Here is a 5881-nt window from a genome sequence, read left to right on the forward strand (position 1 = left end):
ACGGTGTCCATCGAGGACGGTGACCTGAACGTGGCCTCGGCGATGGTCGGCGAGCGCGGCGTCCGGGTCAGCCCGCTGTCGATGGCCCTGGCCGCGGCCGCGGTCGCGGACGGCACGTGGAACGCGCCGACCCTGGTGCCGGAGGAGGGGCCGGACCCGATCGGGGACGTCTCCATGGACGAGGCCCACCTGGAGACGGTGCGCACGGGGCTGCGCGACGCGGTGCTCAACCGCATGCCCCAGCTGCTCGCCACCGGGGAGGAGGTGTACGGGCAGGCGGCCCGCGTGGAGCAGGACGGCACGTCCCTGCACTGGTTCGTCGGTTACCAGGGCGACGTGGCCTTCGCGGTCCTCGCCGAGGTGGATCCGGCGGTGACCCTGGTGTCGCAGCACGCGGTGAACGCGGCGGATTCGTTCCTGACCGCGATGGCCAACGGAGTGCCCACCGAGCCGACCGGGTCGCCCACCGGGCGGGACGGTGTGCCTTCGACGGGGCAGGGAAGCCCGTCCAGCGGGGACGACCTGGCCGGTACCGAGGGGGCCGCCTGGTAGGGCTCGGGGGAAGGACGGCGACGCCGGCCATCGTTCTCCCCGCGTAGGACAGAATGCGGACCTCCGGGCAACCTCCCGGAGGTCCGCTCGCGTCTTCCCCTATGACTGGGCCGCGACAGGGGGTAGCGGACCAGTGAGAGGCAGGACCTCATCTCGGGGGAGATCCTGTCGTTTCCCAAGGTCGGCCCGACCCTGCCGACCGCCCCCGCGGGCCGCGTCGACCACCTCTTGCGTCCGCGCCCGCGGGGGTTTCTCCCTGTTCGGCACGGGGTGGGGGCTTCTCTCCGGAGCCGGGAATCATCTCGGTCCCCGTGCTGTTCAACGAGTACGCGGCACGGTCCCTCGCGGAGGGCTCTGCCGGGTCCGGCGGAACAGCGGGGATTCGTTCCCCAGGCCGGGAATCAGCTTGGCCCTCGTACTGTTCTACCGGTAGAGTGACGGACGCGCGAGCGTTCGCCGCTCGCATGCCGGCCCTCCCGCCCCGGCGGGGAGGCCGTGAAAATTCCACAGGGGGTGATCGGTTTCGACTTTGGTAGTCGTTCCAGGGGAAGCGGGTCGAGGGTTGCGTATGTGACCTCGTTAATCCTGCATTCGCATAAACACAAGTGCCAATTCTAAGCGCACTGAGTTCGCTCTCGCTGCCTAAGCGATAGCGTCTCTGTCGGCCTGGGCTCGTCATCGGCCCAGATCCCGGCATCAGCCAGATGACTCACCGCCCAGATCAGGCCACGGGGCCTGGGCGGGACATTCACGTGGCTGGGCCTGTCAGCGATGTGTTCGTGCAAGCGCTGGGGTCGAGTAGAACGACAGCACGTACTGCACCCGGAGAAGCCCTGGCTCGGTACTGAAGGACGCGGGTTCGATTCCCGCCACCTCCACTTTGACGACGGGACGATCCCGCGAGCGCGCTCGCGGGATCGTCCCGTCGTGTTTTCGGGGGGACGCCCCCAAACCCCCTGGTGTGCCGCTCGGCCGTCGCGCCTCGCGGCACGGCTGTGGTCGATGTCGGCTGTCGGGTCAGCTCCACGCAGGTCGTCCACAGGCGTGGCCAGGCGGTGGTGCGGTAGCCGGGAGCCGCCCAGGCTCGAATTCAGGGGTGTCTGCGCCGCTCGTGAGCGCGCCACGCGCCCCCGTATCCCAGTGTGGCCACCTGTCCTCGCTCCCAACAAGTCTGTACTCCGGGCTGCGGACAACCTCCGCCCACTCGGCGCCCCCGGTGTGCCGCTCGGCCTTCGGCCGTCGCGCCTCACGGCACGGCCGCGGCTGGCGTGCTCCTTCGGGGCATCCCCGCTCCCCTTGCTCCACCGCCTCTGAACTGGCCCTTCGCGGTCGGCAGGGGCCTTTCTCGTGTCTGGCTCCGGGGTCAGTGCCACCATATAGGTTGTATTCCTAACTAGGTAGCTCTATGGTCTAGGTGGCGTAAGCAACCCCTTGGAGGTGGCGGAGATGTCGTTCCCCGAGAGCATGGAGTTCTCGGCCCTCGGGTTGGGGCTGGCCGCACTGGTCGTGCTCTACCTGCTGGCCGTCGAACCCTGGTGGGGCCGGAGCGCCTACGCCCGGCTGGAGCGGGTGCGCGACACCGACCCCGGCGCCCTGCCCCGGTTCTTCGGCGCGGGAGCCCTCGTCTGGTGGGGACTCACCGCGGTCGTCATGCTGATCGTCGCCGCCTCACCCGGTCTGCGCTTCACGGACGTGGGGTTCCGAGTCCCGGAGGAGGGCATGAGCGAGACCCTCGGGACGATGGTCGGCATGCTCGTCGGAATCGTGGCGGTCCTGGTACTGATGCGGGTGACCGGGCTGGACCGCGGGCTCAGAGCCGTGCGGCAGCGGACGGTCTCCGCCATGCTGCCGCGCGACCGGCGCGAACGCTGGGCCGCCGCCGGAGCCTCGGTCACCGCTGGCGTGTGCGAGGAGATCGTCTTCCGCGGTCTACTCATCGCCCTCGGCGTCTCCCTGGGGCTGGACGTCACCGTCGCCGCCGGGATCGGCCTGGCCGTCTTCGTCCTCGCCCACGCCTACCAGGGCTGGCTCGGGCTCTTCTTCGTCACCCTGGTCGGCCTCGGCCTCACCAGCCTGTACCTGAGCAGCGGGAGTCTGCTGATGCCGATCTTCCTGCACGTCCTGATCGACCTGCGCTCCTTCCTGCTGGCCCCGGGCGGGGAGCCCCGGAAGTCCGGGACAATCGGTGCCGGAAGTGCCCGATGAAGGGAGCGACACGGATGGACCGCCGCGCGAGCTGGCTCAAGGGGGTGCTCGACCTCCTGGTCCTGGCCAGCCTGACCGAGGGCGAGAGTTACGGATACGCGATCGCCAAGCGGTTGGACGACGCCGGTCTCGGCAGGATCCGCGGCGGGACGCTCTACCCCGTGCTCAACCGCATGGAGGAGGCCGGTCTGGTGGCCGCCGAGTACCGGGCGGTGGAGAAGGGGCCCGGCCGCCGCTACTACGTCCTGACCGACGAGGGGCGCACGGTCCTGGCGGAGCAGGGCAGGGCATGGACGGAGTTCGACGCATCGGTGCGCTCGGTACTCGCTGAGGGAGGAATCCGATGAGCGACTATCTCGACGGGCTCGCGGCCCGGCTGGCCGAACGCGGCGTCGACGCGGAGAGGTCCCGCGCGCTGCTGGACGACCTGGCCGCGCACACGGCCGAGAGTGGCGCCGCCCCGGAGGAGGAGTTCGGCCCGATCGAGGAGTTCGCCGCCGCCCTCGTCCCCGAGGAGGAGACCCGCGAGCCTGAACCGGACGTGCTGCTCTGGTCCGCCGACGCCTTCGAGGGCCCCGCCCGCCTCAACGAGATGGGCGCCCAGGGCTGGGAGGTGGAACGGGTGGACCGACTCGGCCGCTTCGTCAGCCGCCGCGCCCCCGAGCACCCGCAGACCTGGGAGTACCGCCAGGAACTCAGCCCGGGCAGGGGCGACCGCGAGCGCCTCGCCGAACGCCTGGCACCCGGGGGCTGGGAGCCGTGCGGCCACTGGTCGGTCCTCGCCTACTTCAAACGCCCCGGTTCGGTCACCGCCGGTCCCGCCGCCGAACTCTCCGCGCCGCCCGCACCCGGCCGCCGCCGCTACTTCCTGGGTGCGAGGGGCGCCGTGGCCATCGGTGTCTGCCTGGTGGTCGCGGTGGTGGCGGGCACCTGGTCGGTCCTGCGCATGGTGGACGGGGCCGGTGAGGCGGAGGGGCCCGCCGAGTGGGCCGGAACCGCCGTCGGTTTCGTGTTCGGCGCCCTCCTCGTACTCGGCCTCTCCTGGGGAGCGGCGCGACTGGCGGCGGCCCGTCGCGACCGGAACTGACGCCCCCGGAAGTCCGGAGATGCGGGGTTCGCGGCGCTCCTCCGGGTACGGTCGAAGACCTCTACCGCGTCCGGGGCGGAGGCAGTAGCCTCAGGGCCTCCCCCGGCCTCCCGTAGCCACGGGTGTGCTGAGCGCCTTGGACAGAAAGCCTTTCTGATGCCGAAGAAGACAGCCGCCTCCCTCAACGCCAACCGGTCGTCCCTGGTCCACAAGATGCGCTACGCGCTGCGCAACCCGGGGAAGGTCGCTCCGTACGTGCGCCGTTCGGCCCGCGACCTGAAACTGCGCCTGACCCACCGCGACCACGTGGACTACTACCGGGCGGTGATGGCCTCCGACGCGGCACGCGATCCCAAGGCGGCGGTCGGCAGCCAGAACGAGGAGCGCTGGCTGGCCCTGGGACAGATGCAGTTCGACTACCTGATCGAGCACGGACTCAGACCCGAACACCGGATGCTGGACATCGGCTGCGGGAACCTGCGCGCGGGGTGGCGGCTGATCGACTACCTGGACACGGGCGGTTACTACGGGATCGACATCTCCCCGGACATCCTCATCGCGGCCAAGGGCGTACTGGCCGAGCGCGGCCTCCAGGACAAGCTGCCGCACCTGACCATCACGCGGGACCTGACCTTCTCCTTCCTGCCCGAGGGCCACTTCGACGTGGTGCACGCGCACAGCGTGTTCTCGCACTCGCCGATCGAGGTGATCGACGAGTGCCTGGCCCACGTCGGACGGATCCTGGCACCGGACGGGTTCTTCGACTTCACCTACGACCGGACCGAGGGCACCGAGCACCACGTGCTGCGGGAGGACTTCTACTACCGGACCGACACGCTGCTCGACCTCGCGACGAAGCACGGACTCTCGGCCCGCTTCATGGAGGACTGGGAGGAGCGTCCCCACGGCCAGTCCAAGATCCGTGTCACCGTCAAGGGCTGACCCCGCCGGGCGCGGGTCCGCGCCGAACCCCGTGCTCCCCTCGCGTCGCCTCCGGAGCTCAGAAGCCGGCGACCGGGCGCGGTGTGTAGTGGCGCTCCAGCTCCTCCACCTCGTCGTCGGTCAGCTCCAGCGACAGTGACGCGATCGCGTCGTCCAGGTGGTGCGGCTTGGTGGCGCCGATGATCGGCGAGGCCACCGCGGGGTTCCGGGACACCCAGGCCAGGGCGACCTGGGCCCGGGGGACCCCGCGCTTCTCGGCGACCAGACCCACGGCGTCCACGATCGACCGGTCCGCCCCCTCGTACAGCCTCTCCCCGAACGCGTCACCGCGGCTGCGCGTGGTCTCGGCGCCCCACGCCCGGGTGAGTCGACCGCGCGCCAGGGGGCTCCACGGGATGACCCCGACACCCTCGTCCGCGCACAGCGGCAGCATCTCCCGCTCCTCCTCGCGGTAGAGCAGGTTGTAGTGGTTCTGCATGGTGGCGAACCTGGTCCAGCCGTTGAGGTCGGCGACGCGCAGCGCCTTGGCGAACTGCCAGGCGTGCATCGAGGAGGCGCCCACGTACCGGGCCTTGCCCGCCCTGACCACGTCGTGCAGGGCCTCGATGGTCTCCTCGATCGGGGTGTCGGGGTCCCAGCGGTGGATCTGGTAGAGGTCCACGTAGTCGGTGCCCAGACGCCGCAGGCTGTGGTCGATCTCGGACAGGATGGCCTTGCGCGACAGCCCGCCGCCGTTGGGGCCCTTGCGCGTGCGCCCGAACACCTTGGTGGCCAGCACGATCTCGTCGCGGTCTGCGTACTCGGCCAGGGCCCGGCCGACGATCTCCTCGCTGCTGCCGTCCGAGTAGGTGTTGGCGGTGTCGAAGAAGTTGACGCCCGCCTCGACCGCCTGGCGGATGAAGGGCCTGCTGGCCTCCTCGTCCAGGGTCCAGTCGTGGTTTCCCCTGGCGGGGTCCCCGTAGCTCATGCATCCGAGGGTGACGCGGGAGACGTCCAGTCCGGTCCGGCCCAGCTTGACGTAGTCCATGGGCTCGCCTTCCGTCGAGGGAGTGGGACGGCACCGACTCTAGATGAGTGAGTCCGATGTGTGAGCAG

At 70.3% G+C, this 5881-nt stretch carries 6 protein-coding genes and 1 other RNA gene; 6 read left to right on the plus strand and 1 reads right to left on the minus strand.

Going from position 1 to position 5881, the window contains the following annotated elements:
• The 6 genes from D455_RS30165 to D455_RS0112135 all read left to right on the plus strand — a co-directional run.
• On the plus strand, positions 1–552 hold a 552-nt coding region (locus D455_RS30165), incomplete at its 5' end, for a penicillin-binding transpeptidase domain-containing protein (RefSeq protein ID WP_040684809.1).
• A gap of 509 nt (positions 553–1061) precedes the next feature.
• Positions 1062–1433: a transfer-messenger RNA gene (gene ssrA / locus D455_RS32850) on the plus strand.
• A 565-nt stretch (positions 1434–1998) separates the two neighbouring features.
• A complete protein-coding gene (locus D455_RS0112120) occupies positions 1999–2757 on the plus strand; it encodes a CPBP family intramembrane glutamic endopeptidase (RefSeq protein WP_017570990.1) in 759 nt (252 codons plus the stop codon).
• A 14-nt stretch (positions 2758–2771) separates the two neighbouring features.
• Positions 2772–3104 carry a PadR family transcriptional regulator gene (locus D455_RS0112125; protein WP_017570991.1) on the plus strand — a complete coding sequence of 111 codons (333 nt, stop codon included), beginning with the start codon at positions 2772–2774 and terminating at the stop codon, positions 3102–3104.
• Positions 3101–3844: a DUF2812 domain-containing protein gene (locus D455_RS0112130; RefSeq protein ID WP_017570992.1), complete on the plus strand. Its 744-nt coding sequence runs from the start codon at positions 3101–3103 to the stop codon at positions 3842–3844. Before D455_RS0112125 ends, D455_RS0112130 begins: the two co-directional genes overlap by 4 nt.
• Before the next feature lie 156 nt (positions 3845–4000).
• Positions 4001–4786, plus strand: coding sequence for a class I SAM-dependent methyltransferase (locus D455_RS0112135; protein WP_017570993.1), 786 nt, complete (start codon positions 4001–4003; stop codon positions 4784–4786).
• 58 nt (positions 4787–4844) lie between these two features.
• On the opposite strand, the gene D455_RS0112140 is transcribed toward D455_RS0112135, so the two are convergent.
• Positions 4845–5813 carry an aldo/keto reductase gene (locus D455_RS0112140; protein WP_017570994.1) on the minus strand — a complete coding sequence of 323 codons (969 nt, stop codon included), beginning with the start codon at positions 5811–5813 and terminating at the stop codon, positions 4845–4847.
• Positions 5814–5881 lie beyond the last annotated feature (68 nt).

Origin of the sequence: Nocardiopsis halotolerans DSM 44410 (assembly GCF_000341065.1) — a bacterium.
GTDB classification, from domain to species: Bacteria; Actinomycetota; Actinomycetes; order Streptosporangiales; family Streptosporangiaceae; genus Nocardiopsis; species Nocardiopsis halotolerans.